The sequence below is a fragment of the Acinetobacter pittii ATCC 19004 = CIP 70.29 genome (assembly GCF_000369045.1).
Lineage (GTDB): Bacteria > Pseudomonadota > Gammaproteobacteria > Pseudomonadales > Moraxellaceae > Acinetobacter > Acinetobacter pittii.
Genome location: NZ_KB849788.1, coordinates 19,763 through 35,146 on the forward strand (window position 1 = coordinate 19,763; position 15,384 = coordinate 35,146).

Annotated in this window: 18 protein-coding genes; 5 read left to right on the forward strand and 13 right to left on the reverse strand. The window is 37.3% G+C overall.

Annotated features, from left to right (window positions below; all coding sequences use genetic code 11):
* Positions 1–250 precede the first annotated feature (250 nt).
* From F928_RS10380 to rplM, 5 genes are all read right to left on the reverse strand, one after another.
* Positions 251–907 carry a hypothetical protein gene (locus F928_RS10380; RefSeq protein ID WP_005065252.1) on the reverse strand — a complete coding sequence of 219 codons (657 nt, stop codon included), beginning with the start codon at positions 905–907 and terminating at the stop codon, positions 251–253.
* Between the two features lie 17 nt (positions 908–924).
* A complete protein-coding gene (gene sspB, locus F928_RS10385) occupies positions 925–1,359 on the reverse strand; it encodes a ClpXP protease specificity-enhancing factor (protein WP_005065250.1) in 435 nt (144 codons plus the stop codon).
* A 6-nt stretch (positions 1,360–1,365) separates the two neighbouring features.
* On the reverse strand, positions 1,366–2,019 hold the full coding sequence (sspA, locus tag F928_RS10390) for a glutathione S-transferase N-terminal domain-containing protein (RefSeq protein WP_005074841.1): 654 nt from the start codon (positions 2,017–2,019) through the stop codon (positions 1,366–1,368).
* Between the two features lie 174 nt (positions 2,020–2,193).
* Complete coding sequence (rpsI, locus tag F928_RS10395; RefSeq protein ID WP_002048725.1) at positions 2,194–2,580, reverse strand: 30S ribosomal protein S9; 387 nt, start codon at positions 2,578–2,580, stop codon at positions 2,194–2,196.
* A 12-nt stretch (positions 2,581–2,592) separates the two neighbouring features.
* Positions 2,593–3,021: a 50S ribosomal protein L13 gene (rplM, locus tag F928_RS10400; RefSeq protein ID WP_002117832.1), complete on the reverse strand. Its 429-nt coding sequence runs from the start codon at positions 3,019–3,021 to the stop codon at positions 2,593–2,595.
* A gap of 173 nt (positions 3,022–3,194) precedes the next feature.
* Here rplM and pdxA point away from each other — a divergent pair, with 173 nt between their 5' ends.
* Genes pdxA through apaH form a run of 3 tightly spaced genes read left to right on the forward strand, consistent with a single transcriptional unit; the run spans position 3,195 to position 5,857 of the window.
* Entirely contained in the window at positions 3,195–4,178 is a 984-nt protein-coding gene (gene pdxA / locus F928_RS10405; RefSeq protein ID WP_080632683.1) for a 4-hydroxythreonine-4-phosphate dehydrogenase PdxA, read from the forward strand.
* Between the two features lie 23 nt (positions 4,179–4,201).
* A complete protein-coding gene (rsmA, locus tag F928_RS10410) occupies positions 4,202–5,014 on the forward strand; it encodes a 16S rRNA (adenine(1518)-N(6)/adenine(1519)-N(6))-dimethyltransferase RsmA (protein ID WP_005065242.1) in 813 nt (270 codons plus the stop codon).
* On the forward strand, positions 5,015–5,857 hold the full coding sequence (gene apaH / locus F928_RS10415) for a symmetrical bis(5'-nucleosyl)-tetraphosphatase (RefSeq protein ID WP_002117871.1): 843 nt from the start codon (positions 5,015–5,017) through the stop codon (positions 5,855–5,857).
* A 91-nt stretch (positions 5,858–5,948) separates the two neighbouring features.
* On the opposite strand, the gene F928_RS10420 is transcribed toward apaH, so the two are convergent.
* The 4 genes from F928_RS10420 to hflX all read right to left on the reverse strand — a co-directional run bounded on the left by F928_RS10420 (position 5,949) and on the right by hflX (position 8,908).
* Positions 5,949–6,392: a DUF2147 domain-containing protein gene (locus tag F928_RS10420; protein WP_002117847.1), complete on the reverse strand. Its 444-nt coding sequence runs from the start codon at positions 6,390–6,392 to the stop codon at positions 5,949–5,951.
* Positions 6,393–6,474: 82 nt separating this feature from the next.
* Positions 6,475–7,149 (reverse strand): LrgB family protein, encoded by a 675-nt coding sequence (lrgB, locus tag F928_RS10425; protein WP_002117880.1) that lies wholly within the window; start codon positions 7,147–7,149, stop codon positions 6,475–6,477.
* Positions 7,150–7,159: 10 nt separating this feature from the next.
* Positions 7,160–7,531, reverse strand: coding sequence for a hypothetical protein (locus F928_RS10430; RefSeq protein ID WP_002117849.1), 372 nt, complete (start codon positions 7,529–7,531; stop codon positions 7,160–7,162).
* A 33-nt stretch (positions 7,532–7,564) separates the two neighbouring features.
* Complete coding sequence (hflX, locus tag F928_RS10435) at positions 7,565–8,908, reverse strand: ribosome rescue GTPase HflX (RefSeq protein WP_002117825.1); 1,344 nt, start codon at positions 8,906–8,908, stop codon at positions 7,565–7,567.
* 218 nt (positions 8,909–9,126) lie between these two features.
* Between hflX and plsC the strand changes: the two genes are divergently transcribed.
* The gene (gene plsC, locus F928_RS10440) at positions 9,127–9,936 is read left to right on the forward strand and encodes a lysophospholipid acyltransferase family protein (protein ID WP_005074848.1); all 810 of its coding nucleotides are present in this window, start codon (positions 9,127–9,129) and stop codon (positions 9,934–9,936) included.
* Here the strand turns inward: plsC and F928_RS10445 are convergent, their stop codons facing one another.
* Positions 9,937–11,562 carry a phospholipase D family protein gene (locus F928_RS10445; RefSeq protein WP_002117884.1) on the reverse strand — a complete coding sequence of 542 codons (1,626 nt, stop codon included), beginning with the start codon at positions 11,560–11,562 and terminating at the stop codon, positions 9,937–9,939.
* A 106-nt stretch (positions 11,563–11,668) separates the two neighbouring features.
* On the opposite strand from F928_RS10445, the gene F928_RS10450 reads away from it, so the two are divergent.
* The gene (locus tag F928_RS10450) at positions 11,669–12,679 is read left to right on the forward strand and encodes a metallophosphoesterase (protein ID WP_005074851.1); all 1,011 of its coding nucleotides are present in this window, start codon (positions 11,669–11,671) and stop codon (positions 12,677–12,679) included.
* 49 nt (positions 12,680–12,728) lie between these two features.
* On the opposite strand, the gene psaB is transcribed toward F928_RS10450, so the two are convergent.
* The 3 genes from psaB to F928_RS10465 are packed head-to-tail and all read right to left on the reverse strand — an operon-like array spanning position 12,729 to position 14,955.
* Positions 12,729–13,208, reverse strand: a complete 480-nt coding sequence (gene psaB / locus F928_RS10455) for an outer membrane lipoprotein YfiB (RefSeq protein ID WP_002117846.1) — start codon at positions 13,206–13,208, stop codon at positions 12,729–12,731.
* Between the two features lie 14 nt (positions 13,209–13,222).
* Positions 13,223–14,446 (reverse strand): diguanylate cyclase DgcN/YfiN, encoded by a 1,224-nt coding sequence (locus F928_RS10460; RefSeq protein ID WP_005065229.1) that lies wholly within the window; start codon positions 14,444–14,446, stop codon positions 13,223–13,225.
* A 5-nt stretch (positions 14,447–14,451) separates the two neighbouring features.
* On the reverse strand, positions 14,452–14,955 hold the full coding sequence (locus F928_RS10465) for a regulatory sequestration protein YfiR (RefSeq protein ID WP_005074852.1): 504 nt from the start codon (positions 14,953–14,955) through the stop codon (positions 14,452–14,454).
* Between the last annotated feature and the right edge of the window lie 429 nt (positions 14,956–15,384).

Sequence of the window (15,384 nt, forward strand, 5' to 3'; positions counted from 1 at the left end):
AATAAATTAAATAAAAAGTAAAATTGTTGTTTTGGGAAATAAGTGACACAAAATGTCAGACCATAGAAAATATTATAAGATTGTTTTTACGTTTTAATTTTAATACTGTGCTGAGTTTAACATTATATATTTTAAAATCTGGATAAAATAATTGTAATAGAATATTAATAAAATACTTGTAGATAAAATGTTCCAATTTTAATAATAAAAAAGGGGAAATAATGAATTCCCCTTTATAGCAATAAGTGAACTAAACGAGCTGTGTATAAATACAGTAGAGATAGCCCAAAATTGCTAAAGCAACTACAGGGGCAACAATCTTTGACCATGTAGGTACAGAAATTTCGGCAGCTTGTTCTTCAATATGCACGTCATCATGATGAGGTTGGGCTTGGTGAACCATTTGGTTGAACTCCTTCATTGTTGTATCCAATGATAGCTCTTCTTGTTCCACAGGTTTAGAACCAATTAATTCATTTAGGTGGTTTGTTGACCAAACCCAATCTTCAGCTTGACCTGATAAGTGTTCGATCTGACCTAAAATTAACTCTTTTAAGCCATTATGTCCAAAACCACCTGTTTCATCGAGCTGATTAAGTTCTGCTAACTGCAAAGTTAAAATTTCAGAAATACTCTGTTCTAGTTCTGAATTTTTTAAAGTCGACTGATTATGTTTAGAAGTCGTTAAATGACGAGCAACTTCTTGAATATAAAGTGGATCTGAGGTTTTGATTTCTTGATAAATCTTATTATCATTCTGACGCCATAAACTAATCAGTTTTCCAAGCGTAAGAATATTCACCTCATCAATCAGTTTATTTTTTTCATTAACTGGATATTGATTTAAAAGCTGAGGCTTTTGAATTTTTATCTGCTCAGCAAAGTATTGGACTAAATCAAATGCCATGCTTTCTTCCTCTAAATTTAATCTAAAATTCTTAACGATGGTTTTTTCTTAGTCGATGTTGTTTCAGTTGCTTCTTGTACTTCTGACTCTACTGTATTTTCTACAGGTGTTACATTGGCATATTCTTCAGGATCAAAGAATAAACCTTGTCCATTCTCACGTGCGTAAATCCCTAGAACAGCTTGAATAGGGACATAAATGTCTTTTGATGCTCCACCAAAGCGAGCTGAAAAAGTAATAGCTTCATTAGTAATAAGCAATTGATGAACTGCATGGGGCACAATATTTAGAACAATTTGCCCATCTTTAACAAATTGTTGCGGAACGTCGGTATGCGGTTGTGTCGCATCAACTAATAGATAAGGAGTAAGCTGGTTATCACAAATCCATTCATAGATTGCACGAGCAAGATAAGGACGTGTAGGGGTTAAATCAATAGTTTGCTCAGACATATCACGCTATTCCATATTTAATAGTTCATTGTAACGGTTTTTCTCTTGAGGCGTCATTGATTTAGCAAAAGAAGGCCGTTCAAAGATACGTTTACAGTACAAAAATATAGGTCGACAGTGCTGTTTTGGTAAATCAATTCCCATCCTATTTAATCTTAAAAAGATAGGGGCAAGCATGCAGTCTAAGATTGTAAAATTCTCAGACATGAAATACGGAAAATGCTGAAATAGGGGAGTAAGTGAAATTAATGTTTCACGTAGTTCTTTTTGAGCTTTTTGCTTTTGTTCGACATTTAGTGAGTCAGCATGTTTTAACATGTGATCTGCTAACTTAAACCAGTCGTTTTCAAGTCTCCAGATATACTGACGCTGTTCCGCACGCATCATAGGTGCATCGGCATAAAGCTTACTTTGACGATAACGATCATCTAAATATTCAGCGATGATAGGCGCTGAAAATAATTTAAGATTTTGTTCGACCAACATCGGTAATTGGTTGTAAGGATTTAAGCTGGCCAAATCTTCGTCTTCATGGTCAGTTATGATCAATTGATATTTGATTTGTTTTTCTGCTAATAAGAAACGAATCCAGTGAGAACGGAAATCATCAGCATGACTGTAAAGGGTAATCCCCTGAATAGAGGTGTTTTCGACCGACATATCACAAGACGACGTGGTTGAGTGAATCGATTAGGATACTAAAAATGCTGTAGGAAATCACGGTTCTAAAGAGCTAGTTTGTTTATATTTATAAGTTTGTATTTTGTAGCTCTATTTTCATAATAAAAAAGCCTTGGAAAAATCCAAGGCTTTTTGTCCAACTCGATAAACGAATTAACGTTTAGAGAATTGAGGACGTTTACGAGCTTTACGTAAACCAAGTTTCTTACGTTCAACTTCACGAGCATCACGAGTAACGAAACCAGCTTGACGTAGAACAGGTTTTAAAGTTTCGTCAGCAGCGATAAGCGCACGAGTAATACCGTGACGGATCGCGCCAGCTTGACCACCGATACCACCACCTTTAACAGTGATGTAAAGGTCAAACTTTTCAGTAACTTCTAAAAGTTCTAAAGGTTGACGAACAACCATACGAGCAGTTTCACGACCGAAATATTGCTCTAAAGTACGGTTGTTAATAACGAGTTTACCTGTACCAGCTGACAAGAAAACACGTGCAGTTGCGGTCTTACGGCGACCTGTACCATAATTAGTAGCCATGTGCTGTATCCCTTAGATGTCCAAAACTTGTGGCTGTTGAGCAGCATGCGGATGCTCAGTACCAGCGTACACTTTCATTTTTTTGATCATTGCATAACCAAGAGGACCTTTTGGTAACATGCCTTTAACCGCTTTTTCAAGAACAGCTTCAGGTTTGTGAGCAATTAACTTCTCGAAGTTAGTCTCACGGATACCACCAGGGAAACCAGTATGGCGATAATATTTCTTATCAAGTGATTTTTTACCAGTCACTTGAACTTGTTCAGCATTAATCACAACGATGTAATCGCCAGTGTCAACGTGAGGAGTATAAGAAGTTTTGTGCTTACCGCGTAAACGACGAGCGATTTCAGTCGCAAGGCGACCTAAAGTTTTGCCAGAAGCATCAACAACATACCAGTCATGTTGAACTTCAGCTGGCTTAGCGCTGAGAGTTTTCATTAAACCACTACCTATTATAGTTGGTTTGGACTATGGAATCTGTCCAAACAAAAGGAGCGAGCATTCTAAACGAGTTTGTCCAAACTCACAAGAAAAATCCAGTTTAAGCCATATAATTTAATCCATAAACTGATGAATATCAGATATGTTAAAATCAAACAAATTCTTGTTATGTGTCTGGAGTGATTGTGCTGCCATTATATGTCACTTCCGGTGAGCCGGCTGGTATTGGTCCAGATATCTGTTTGAGCTTGGCTAAGCGGGTTGATGAACGCCCTGTTGTTATCTTGGGTGACCGAGACTTATTAGAGCAACGTGCCCAAAAACTTGGGATAAATATTCAATTTATAGAATATACCGGACAGCCTGAGTCATCATCTCTGAATGAACTCTATATAGAGCATGTGCCTTTAGACGCAGCAGTTATTGATGGTCAATTAAACCCAGCTAATGCAGCCTATGTATTAGAACAACTGCGTCGTTCAGCAGATTATGCAATGTCTGGTAAAAGTGTCGGGGTAGCCACGGCACCTGTGCAAAAATCGGTCATTAATGATGCTGGTATTTTATTTAGCGGTCACACTGAATATTATCAAGAGTTTGCAGGTATAGAGCGTGTCGTAATGATGCTTGCAACTAAAACTTTGCGTGTCGCGTTAGCAACTACACATTTACCTTTAAGAGATGTTGCAGATGCAATTACCAAAGAGCGATTGCATCAGGTCATTGATATTTTACTGCATGACTTAAAAACTAAATTTAAGATTACAGACCCACGTGTACTCGTGTGTGGCTTAAATCCTCATGCAGGTGAAGATGGTTATTTGGGTCATGAAGAGATTGAGACCATTAATCCGGTACTCGAAAGTTATCGAGCGCAAGGGCTTAAAATGAGTTTAAGCTTGCCGGCAGATACTTTGTTTACTCCAGAACATCTTAAAAATGCAGATGCTGTACTTGCCATGTACCATGATCAAGGTTTACCTGTGTTAAAATCACAAGGGTTTGGTGAAGCCATCAATATTACATTGGGTTTGCCTTTCATTCGAACTTCGGTTGACCATGGCACAGCGTTGTCTTTGGCTGGGACTGGTTTGGCAAAAAGCTCAAGTTTAAATGTCGCTGTTGATTTAGCTTTATCTTTAGCAGCGAGCTAAATTTTTCATGTTGGAAATGTTCTATGTATCAAATTAATGCCCTAAACCCGAAAGATGAAGGGCATAAAGCTCGTAAACGTTTTGGTCAAAACTTCTTACATGATCAACGAGTCATTGCCAAAATTGTGCGCTCTGTAAGTCCTCGTACAGGCGACAATATTGTCGAGATTGGACCTGGTTTAGCTGCCTTAACATCTCCTTTAATTGGGGAATGTGATGCATTAACAGTAGTGGAGCTAGATCGTGACTTAGCTGCTGGGCTACCAGAACGTGTTCCACATCCTGAACGTTTGACGATTATAGAAGCTGACGCATTAAAATATGACTTTAGCGAACTGGTAAAAGATGGCCGACCATTACGTGTAGTTGGTAACTTACCTTATAACATTTCAACCCCATTACTCTTTCATCTCTTGGAATTTGGCAGCAAAGTTAAAGATATGCACTTTATGCTGCAAAAAGAAGTGGTTGACCGTATTACTGCTGAACCGAATACGAAAGAATATGGACGTTTGTCGGTAATGATTCAGTATTACTGTCAACCAACATTTTTATTTGAAGTGCCAGCTGGTGCATTTAACCCACCACCTAAAGTAACGAGCGCTGTTTTCCGCCTTGTTCCTTATGATCAAAAGCCAATTACAGCAAAAGATGAAAAAGCTTTAGCTCGACTGGTTGCCCATGTATTTACTCAGCGCCGCAAAACATTAAGAAACAGTCTTAAAGGTATGATTGCAGAAGATGGCTTTGAAAAAGCTGGTGTTGATCCGATGGCTCGTCCAGAGACCTTAACACTTGCCCAATTTGTTGCTTTGGCCGATCAAATGGTGGCGTAAATGACTAAGCGTTTTAACTATGTTATTGGTGATGTGCAGGGGTGTTTTGAAGCTCTAAAAGCCTTGCTTAAAGAAATACGTTTTGATCCAGATCAAGACTTTTTATGGTTTGCTGGTGATTTAGTCGCACGTGGTGAAAACTCGGTAGGGGCATTACGTTTTATTAAAAAGCTTGCTGAGCGCGGAGCTGCTGCAACTGTACTTGGAAATCATGACCTGACTTTAATTGCGGGTGCGCGTGGTTTAAAAGAGATTAAAGAAAAAGATCGTACCCAAGACGTTATTGATGCTATTGATGGTGATGAGTTAATCGATTGGTTACGTAAACAGCCATTATGTTTATTGCCAAACGAGCATACGATCCTTACTCATGCTGGCATACCTTGTATTTGGGATGCGCAAAAAACTGTAACGTTGGCAAAAGAGGTTGAGGCTGTACTCGCAAACGAAGATTTATCTGTATTGGATGCTTTTTTAGCAGACATGTATGGTTCTAAACCAGATTTGTGGGAAGATAACCTAACTGGTTCTGCGCGTTTACGTTGTATTACCAATTATTTGACTCGCATGCGTTTAACCAATGCCGAAGGGGCTTTAGAGTTTAGTTTTAAAGATTCTTTGGATGCACCAATGCCCGAAGGTTATTTACCTTGGTTTGAATTTCCGAGCAAAGCCGCACAAACTCATCAGATTATTTTTGGTCATTGGGCTGCGCTCGAGGGTAGAACTGTTAATGAGCAGATCCAGAATATCGATGGTGGCTATGTTTGGGGCAGAAAATTAATGGCTTATCGTATTGAAGACAAAGAAATTTTTTCTGTTGAAAACCCAGTGCAACTATAAGAAAAGCAATGCTTTGCTATGAACGTAAGATGAAGCTTGTAGCTGAGTTAAAATAAAAAAGCCGCAGAAGCGGCTTTTTTATTGGGAACTATTATTCTACTCGTATCCAGATTTGATTACGCCCTAAAGCTGAAACTCCGAGATAACCGCGCATATGTAAGCGTTTGCCAGTTGAACTAAGTTTTGCTTTAAGCCCGTAAACTTTACCAGTATTCGGATCTAAAATTTTACCGCCAGTATAGTTCAGTCCATCTACCTGTTTTAAACCAGTTGCGATATCCAGACCTAAAATCGGTTTATTGGTATATGGCGCAGGGCAATTATCACAAATTTCTTTAGGCGTATAACCTGGGCGTGGCGTTACTTTGATAATTTTCCCGGCATATGTCCCGTTCGCTTCTTTTCGTATTTCTACCTGTGCTTTGGGAGCACCTGTCTTATCATCAATTGTTTGCCAGAGACCTGTAATATCTGCTGCAAATGTAGCAGTATTAATCCCCAATAAGAGCAGAGCTCCAATAAAAATTTTCCCCATAATTAAAAATCCTTTTAACTTTGAAAGGTCATCTTATTTGGAATTGATAGACCGTTCAATGTTTATTTAATCAACTTCTTAATTATGGTGTTCCAAAAGACAACATTAATGTTGGTAGCCAAATTGCAGTAAATACACCATTCAATGCCATACCAAATGCAGCGTAACGACCTGCAACGGGTCCGCGTTGCCAAGCTTGAGCTGTTCCGATGGCATGTGCAGCTAAACCTAAGGCTAAACCTGATGCTCTCTCATCATGAATATGTTTAAGTAAGAATGGTGAGAATGCAGCGCCAATTACCCCAGACAAAATAACAATAAGGGTCACAAGTGTTTCAGGAGCATGTAATAAAGTTGCGATGTTCAGAGCAATTGGAGTAGTTACTGCACGGGTGGCAAATGCAAGAATTGTAGGTTCAGACATATGTAACAAGTAAGCCAGCCCCATAGGTAGGGCAACGGCGCTAATACTTGCAAAAAGTAAAATACCAATGACAGATTTAATTGGAAGATCATCGTAACGCATTGCAGCTAAGGGAATGGCTAAGGCTACAGTGACATAACCTAATAGATGACCAAATAAGTTATTCACATAAAGACGATACTGTTCATATGGCACATGTAGAACTGAAAGTAAGCCAATTACAATGAACATGCCAAAAACTAAAAGTGGAACTTGCGGGAAACGTCGGTTTAAAGGCTTTGCACACAGATAACCAATGAGTGTGATCAAAAATCCGTAGAAAATCGTAAACATTTTATTCTCCTTATAACCAACGTTTTGCCATTTTTGCATAGACCCACAAAGGTATAAGGGTACTGACCACTAAAACAAAAAGAAATAATGGAATTTCCTTACCCATATGTACGAGCATAATTAATGAACCTGCACAGATAGGTAAAAACGCGAATCCACTTTCTTTCATGATTTTATTATTGGTATCTACTATTCGAAGTGGAATTTTTTTAAACTTTCTCCAAATCAGTAAAATAATAAGTAAGCTGATTAAACCGACCAGATTACCTAATTCTGGATGACCAAAAGCACGCATGACAACGACAGAGCCTTCACGAAAACCAATAATGAGTAGTAATGTAATTACCCATGCTGTCCAGTCTATACTTTTGATCTTATCCATATTTTTTATCTCTAAAAGTTTACTTATCAAGTTTTAACTGATATCGCCCTTGATTTCAAACTCTTCCAAGGGGCGCTTAAATTGACTCGCGTGTTCTCTCAAGATTTCATCCAATGGAAGCTTTGCTTGGCGAATCAGCTTTTCTAACTTATGTGGTGCAATCTTCACATCAATATGTAATAAGCCTGCATCATCATAATGTTCAGACTCAATCACATTTAAGGCATAAAGTTGAGTACGTAATTTGCCATAAGCAGGCTTAAGCACGAGTGAAAACTTTTGAATTTGGCCCATTAAGCATTCTTGTACTGCTTTTTGGAGCAACTCTAGACCTTGACCAGAATGAGCTGAAACATAAACTCGATCTGGTACATGTGGTTCGGCATAAATAATTTTGGCCTCTTCACCACTTAGATCAATTTTGTTGTATACCCGAAGTACGGGAGCATCAGCACCAATGTCTTTTAATACGCCTTCAACCGCTTCAATTTGGTCAAGCATGTCGTGGCTACTACTATCAATAACATGCAGTAAAAGGGTCGCTTCTAGTGTTTCTTCAAGTGTTGCTTTAAATGATTCAACCAAATCATGCTGTAAGTTTCGTACAAAACCTACTGTGTCTGCTAGCACAACAGTACCGATACCATCCCAGTCTAAACGGCGTAGGGTTGGATCAAGTGTTGCAAATAGTTGATCAGCTGCGTAGACATCACTATTAGCTAAAATATTAAATAAAGTCGATTTACCAGCGTTGGTATAACCTACTAATGAAACCGTTGGAATAGCTGCTTTTTGTCTTGCAGCACGCCCTTGCATACGAGTCTGTTGTACTTTGTCTAATTTATCTTTTAATTGGGTAATACGAACACGAATGAGACGGCGATCTGTCTCTAGTTGTGTTTCACCGGGACCGCGTAAGCCGATACCACCTTTTTGTTGTTCAAAGTCGGCAGACCAACCACGAATAAGACGAGTAGATAAATGTTTAAGCTGGGCAAGTTCGACTTGTAACTTACCTTCATGCGTACGGGCACGCAGCGCAAAAATATCTAAAATTAAGCCTGTGCGGTCAATAACTCGGCATTTTAATATTCTTTCTAAATTTCGTTCTTGAGCAGGTGATAACGCATGGTCAAAGATAACCAGACTCGCTTCTAGCTCCTGAACTTGCTCTGCAATTTCTTCGACTTTTCCGGAGCCAATAAAAAATTTAGGATTAGGCTTATTACGCTGAACCTTAATATGTTCAAGGATATCTGCACCAGCAGACTGTGCAAGTAGAGCAAACTCTTCGGCATCCAGATCATCTAATAATTGTACAGAAACACTCACTAAGATTGTGCGTTCACCGCCTTGATGCCGATCAACATATTCCACGTGGCTATAAATCCTGAAAATGGGAAAACTTTATTCTAGAGGAAACTTAAGCAAAAGGGGAAAGCGTTTGTTCTCATCCTTTAGATTAGTTATATGAGATTAGTCTAATGTTCAGATTTATTTTATTTGCCGTTCTCTATCGTCAATGCAAGTTTATTACGAAACGTATAGAATGACTCGAGATGGGTATAACAATGATTAATCGTTAGTGAAATTTTATGGCTCAAACGCAAAGTATAGTTAATTCAACGTTAAAGAAATTATCAAAAATAGGTTTATACGGAAAAAAGGTCACTTCTGCCACGGCCGCAATTAGTGAAGGTTTTTATCTAGTTTATCGACATGGGCTTTATAAAGATCCTAATAATCCTGTTAATACACGTTATGTCCAATACTTTTGCCGCCGTTTATGTCAGGTTTTTAATTTAGATATAGAAGTACATGGCACAATTCCTAGAGAACCAGCTTTATGGGTAAGTAATCATATTTCTTGGCTAGATGTTGCGGTTCTAGGGTCAGGTGCGCGAGTTTTCTTTCTGGCTAAAGCTGAAATTGAAAATTGGCCTATTCTTGGAAATTTAGCCAAAAGTGGTGGAACGTTATTTATTAAGCGTGGATCTGGTGATTCCGTCAGAATTCGTGAGCAAATTGCTGAATTTTTAAAACAGAATATTCCCGTATTATTTTTTCCTGAGGCCACAACTACAGATGGACATTCTGTTAAAAAAGTCCATGGACGATTACTAGGAGCAGCGATTGAAGCACAGCGTCCAGTACAGGTTTGTTTGATTTGTTATGTAAATCGCGATGGGGAACTAGATACAGTTGCGCCATTCATTGGTGACATGACATTTGCCGAACATATTCAACGTGTACTTGAAATGCCTAAAGTAACAGCTCATCTGTTAACTTTGCCTCCTATTTCAGTGGAAGGGCATGACGTCAAAAGTTTAACGCGCGAAGTTCAAGAAAAAATGGTAGAGGGTTTGGCTCAACTACATCAAAAAGTACTTAAGCCAAAAAACTAATTACATAAATCCTTCAAGTGGCAGCCACGAAAGAAATTTCATGCCTGCTTTCTGCCACCATTTCATCTCAGGTTCCTGTCTATAAATTACAGGGCCATTTGGAGTTTCTTGCTGCCAATAAATATGATTGTTAGTGTCGAGCTTTAATTTATAAGCATACTTATTTAAATTTTCATCCATTGTATGGTGAATCGTCTTAGCCAGTGATGGGCTATCTAAAATCACACCAATTTCAGTATTTAAGTAAGCCGAGCGCGGATCAAAGTTAAATGAACCAATAAAAACCTGCTCATCTAATGCCATGAGTTTAGTATGCAAACTTGATCGGCTTAGCCCTTTCATATTTACTTTAGCTTTAGTGGCAAGCTCATCTGTATTTTTATTTAAATCTCTTTTATCAGGTGTTGGTAAAAATTCATAAAGTTGTACGCCGTTTTTAAGCAGTTCTTTACGGTATTTCCCATAAAAGGCATGTACAACAGCAACGTCATTCGCTTTGAAAGAGTTCGTTAAAACTCGAACTTCAACACCCTCTTTGGCAAGCGTGCTTAAAATCTTGGCACCTTGTTTTTCAGGAATAAAATAAGCAGAGATTAAGTCAACGTTACTTTCTGGTTTTTCCAAATGATTAATTAACTGGAAATTGAGGTGTTCTTCTTTCTTAGCTTTCGATTTGATTTTATCAGGTGAGTCTTTTACGACTTCTGCTTTGACCCAATCAAATTGAATATTGTGATTTAGCCATTGATCAAATGCATGAGATTTTGCGGTTAAGTTTAAAAAGTTTTGGACGGTAGCTTGTTGATAGTGTGCTTCAAGCTGTTCTTTTAAGCCTTCATAGCGTAAACGGTGCTGCTCAGGACTTACGATACTTTGAACTGAATATGCATATTCATGATTCCAGTAATCATCAAACGAATTTACGATATCATCAACAGCAGCGCCTACCAACATTACATCGACATCAGAAAACTGATAGCTATCGCTTACATTGTAATATTGATTGGTCATATTGCGTCCGCCAATAAGAGCAACCTCATTGTCGGCAATAAAACTTTTATTGTGCATACGACGATTGATACGTTTTAAATCAAGCACCATATCCATCGCACGATATTTGCGGAAACGGTAGGGATTAAAAAGCTTAACTTCAATATTTTTATGCTGAGAAAGGGCCAGTAAAATCCCTTCCATTTTTTTTGCATTATTGTCATCAATAAGAAGTCGGACTTTTACACCTCGATCAGCTGCACGAATAATCGCGTGCAAGGCTAAAGCACCAACTTTGTCATTATCCCAAATGTAATATTGTAAATCTAAAGTCTTTTCGGCTTTATCAATTAATCTAAGTCGAGCCGCTAGAGCCTCCAGCGGATCATTTAGAACATGGAAACCCGTTAACTTTGGATTTTGCTGGCGTAAAGGTGTAATAATTTTGGCAAGTGAAGTCTCAGAGGTATCAATATCTTTTGCATATTGTACTGGCTCAACACCATGTTTTGGCAGAGTACTACATCCTGTCAAACCCACAGCAAAACTTGAACATAGGACTATAGAGGCTTTTATCAAAAAGCCTTTAGCTTGTTGATTCGTTTGAAGCTGTTTGGAAGGAAAGGATTGTGCCATAATCAGTACATACGATAAGGTGAGCTAGAGTATAATTCGTGCATATTGAAAGATAAATATTGAATTTGATTACTAGCAATCAATATAAGATAAGTCGAGAGTCGTAATGTGGAATCCAAATTCAATCATTTTTTGTTTTTACTTTATTTTTTCAATACTTGCTCTATGGGGAATTTCTGAGGCTTGGATTCATCAATCACGAACCGAGACGATTCATCCATTTAAAGCTTTTGTACATCTACTCGCATTTTATCTCTCTTATCTACTTATTCCTCTCTGGTTTTTTAATTTATATGCTGCTTGGATTGGTTACTATTCAATTCATGAAGGTATTTTCATCTTTTTCTTAAGTGGTGTGTTAATTTACGCCCGATTTATCGAACCTCATTTGGTGCGTGTCGATACTCATCAATATCGCTTAAATCCAGATCGTAGTTTTGATAAACCAGTAAAAGTTGCCTTAATTGCAGATTTACATATCGGTTTATTTTCAGGGCATGAACGTCAGCTCAAAACCATAGTTAGAAAATTAAATGAACAGCAACCTGATTTAGTGGTAGTCGCTGGTGATTGGACATATGAGCCAGAAGACAGATTGATTGAAGAATTAAGTGTTTTAAAAGAAATTCAGGCGCCTGTATATTCGGTTCCTGGAAATCATGATGAGCAATATCCTGGCCCACCGATTCAGCAACTATTAAAAGATGCCCTATTTTATAATGAGGTTGTTGATATTGAAGGGAAAATCGTTGATTTTGATGAGTTCCGTTTGATTGGTATTGGTGACCTCTGGGCAGGCAAAACCGATATGCGCTCTATGCCTGATTTACCGCAAGACAAGCCTTGGTTAATTTTATCTCATAACCCCGATACGGTAGATATGGTACCTAAATTACCGAATCGACCATTAATGTTATCTGGGCATACACATGGAGGGCAGGTAGAGCTTCCATGGTTGACTAACTATATTATGAAAAAAGTATCAATTTTAGGTCATAAGCGCGGTTTCTACTCTCATGAGCATGCGGATGTCTTTGTTACCGTTGGCACAGGAATGGTTGGAATTCCTTTGCGTTTCAGAGTGCCACCAACCATTGATATTATTGAGCTAGTTTAAAATAAAAAGCCAATCACAGAGGATTGGCTTTTTTATGAATTAAATTTACTTATGGAATAACGACAATCGCAACACGTCGGTTAATCGCACGGTTTTCATTGGTTGTATTTGGCACATAAGGTTGTGTTGAACCACGACCAATTACGTAGATGTTTTCTTTTTTAAATCCACGTGTTAAGAAAAGGTTTGCCACACTTTGAGCACGCTCTTCAGATAACTTTTGGTTATATGTAGCATCACCAACATCATCAGTATGACCAACAATTTTCAATTTATTCAGGTCATATTTATTCAATTGATTTGCTAGACGTACTAACTCAGCTTCATGACTTTGTTTTAACTGCGCATTATTAAAGTCAAATAATAAGCGTTCTGGTAAACCTAAAGTCCAGCCTTCATCAGTAAGAACGAAACCTTCTTTTTTGAGCAATTTTACTTGACGATATTTTAATGGACCAAAACTCAGGCACCCTGCAAGAGTAATGCATAGCAATGCAATAAAAGAGAGTTTTAAAGATCTTGTATTCATAGATTAGCCTAAATTTAATTTTCAGGTTTATAGATAAACCAGTGTTCATCCGAATTTTTAGCCTTATACATTGCTTGATCTGCTTGCATAATGAAATCTTCGGGGCTAGATGCAAATTGTGATAAAGCAATACCTACACTGAAACTGAAGTAAATGGTTTGACCATTTAGATGCAAAGGTTCTTTACAGCTTTCGAGTAAATTTTCAGCAATAGATATTAAATGATCAGCATGACTAATGGAATGCAAAATGACAGCAAATTCATCACCACCTAACCGTGCAATAAAATCTTGATGACGCAAACGAGTTTGCAGGCGATTCGCCATTTCTTTTAAAACTTCATCGCCAGCTAAATGGCCAAATTGGTCATTAATTGCTTTGAAGTTATTGTTATCTATAAATAATAATGCAGACTTATTATCAAACCCTTTATCTTCAAACATGTCTAAAAGGATTTGATAAAAATAATGTCTATTAGGTAATAAGGTGAGTTGGTCGTGATGAGCCTGAAAGGATAATTTACGATTTTCCTTTTGCAGCTGATTATCCCATATTTGAATTTCTTCAAGTAACTCGTTAAAAACGGTATTTAAATCTTGAAATTCTTTAATTCGGTTATAAGGGAAACGAAGATTATAAGCTTTTTGTTCACTTACAATTTGAGCAATATTAGTAAGTGGGTAAATAGCCTGCATAATTTGACGATAAGTTAGATTTACTGACCACCATAAAGCGCAAACAATAAACAACATTGCAATCGCAAGCCCTACCATAATCATTTTTAGGAACTGCAATATTTTTTCAGAGCTACCAAAAAGTGTAAGTTCACCTACATTTTGTTCATGATGATAAATTGTAAGATGAACAGGCTCATTTAAAAACCAATGATCAAACCAGCCTTCTAAAATTGAAGTTTGACTTGATAATTTAAAACTTTGGGCGATCAGATGATGTTCTGAATCGTAAATATGAATAGTACGAATTGAATGATCATTCGTATATTCATTCAAAATCTGCTCTATTGTAATTTTATCATTAAACACGACTGCAGGCTGAATACGCTCTAATAGAGTATGACTAAGCAATTGCAAATTTTGTTTAGCATAAGTTTCCATTGTAAAAACGGAAATTGAGACAAACGTAAAAGAGCAAATAAAAAAAGTAATAGCAAAAATAGTAAATTGAGATTTTCTAAATAATGCGTGTAGTGAAGTGGACTGATACAACTTTGATATCATGATCCTTACTCCGCATTCTTAGCCAAGAGTAATACTCTCGGATCAATATGGACTTTGGAGTGACTTAAAGCATCTAAGTTAACTTTAAAGGTAGTGTAATTATTCTGAGTATATAAACAAAAGATACTTCCTATCTCGCACTCTGAATTATTAACACTTAAAGAAAGTAAAGAATGATAAGGATAGTTTTGAATAAGGTTTTGTTGTTGCTGCGGAGAAGTACTAGAAAAATAGACAGCCTGACAATGTGACCGAGCAAAATCTTTCGCATTTACAGTTTGAACACGATAATTATAAGACATTTGCTGGATATAAGATTGAAAAGTAGATGTAATAGAAGGGTTATCAATTACACAAAGAGTAGGAGTATTTACATTCTCCCACTTACTGTAGCTTAGGATAGATAAAGTAAGTACATAGAAATTATGTTTTGAATTGGCATAACAAGGCCCACTCGTAGCAAGCACTACAAGTATGCAAACAAATACTTTTTTAGCGAACTGCCACATGGTGAGTTAATGCCAAACTATTGCACGAATAATCTATTCTACATGAAGTTGATAACGTAAAAAAAGTTTAATATCTCATCTAAAAGTGACTAAAAAGCTTAAAAAGTATCCAGTTGATGGTATTGATTTAAAAAAAGGGTTGCAAAGGTAAGTTAATGGTCTATAATGCACATCCATCGGCGGTGATGCAGATAGAAACTTGTTGAAAAACAGTTACTTGTGATTAAGTTGATTGCTTTAAGTGATGAATTTGATGTTAAGTTGGTTTGAGAGTGAGTTTTAAAAATATCGAAATTACCTGTTGACTTTTAAGAGATTAAGAGTAATATAGCCGACCTAGCTTGCTGGTGACGAACCAGGAAGAAGATCATTAAGAGAATTGAAGAACAACTTGTGTGGATTTTTACTGATTGATTAATCGAAATAATT